Raw genomic sequence first — 826 nt, 5'->3', positions numbered from 1 at the left:
GTTTTTCTATGCCGCGGTATGGCGAAGTCGATATTCTACCGGGCTGCACCAGCCAAGTTTTTCTTTGCATCTCCTCTCGTTATAATACTCGATGAATCGCTCTATAGCCTGCTTCAATTCTTCAAAGCTGTGATATGTATGCCCATAATAGATTTCTTGTTTTAGCAAACCAAAGAAGTTTTCCATGACACTGTTGTCCAGGCACGTTCCTTTTCGTGACATGCTCTGAAAGATTTTCTCTTCTCTAAGCCGCTTGGTATAACTTCCCATCTGATAGGCCCATCCTTGGTCAGAATGAAAAGTGCGCCGGTACTTACAGTCTGACGTTATCTGGATAGCTTTATTCAGCGCAGCGGATATCCCTTCTGCACAAGGCCTTTTCGTGATGCTGTAGCTGATGATTTCTCTGTTGTAGAGATCAAGAAATGGATCCAAGTAAAGCTTTTTCGTAACTACACGGCCTTGCTTATCCGCTTGGTAATACTTGAACTCCGTGGTGTCTGTCGTGATTTTCTGGTGCGGAATACAGGTGTCGAACCGGCGTTTCAACCGATTGGGTGCCACCTTTCCGACTTTCCCCTTGTAAGAATGATATGTCCGGCTTCTGTGCGTAAAGGCCGTAACCTGAAGCCCTAACTTCTGGACGATACGCTGTACTCGCTTTCGATTTACAGCGAGACCTTCTGTACGCAGTACTCCATAAATCCGACGATACCCGTAATTTTCATGTACTTTGCGGATGGTTTTAATCTTCTCCTCAAGCTCAGCATCCTTTGAAGAGCGATTGAATCTCTTCTGCCAATACATATAGGTGGATTTCGGCAGT

General features: G+C 45.2%; 1 protein-coding gene. It reads right to left on the bottom strand.

Annotation, left to right across the window (positions count from 1 at the left end):
• Window positions 1-6: 6 nt before the first annotated feature.
• On the bottom strand, window positions 7-826 hold an 820-nt coding region (locus HMPREF3201_RS04535), incomplete at its 5' end, for an IS3 family transposase (RefSeq protein ID WP_197408259.1).

This window comes from Megasphaera sp. MJR8396C, from assembly GCF_001546855.1.
Taxonomy (GTDB): Bacteria; Bacillota; Negativicutes; order Veillonellales; family Megasphaeraceae; genus Megasphaera.
Note: the sequence above shows the minus strand (reverse complement) of the source record. Positions and strands in the feature narration are given on the sequence as shown.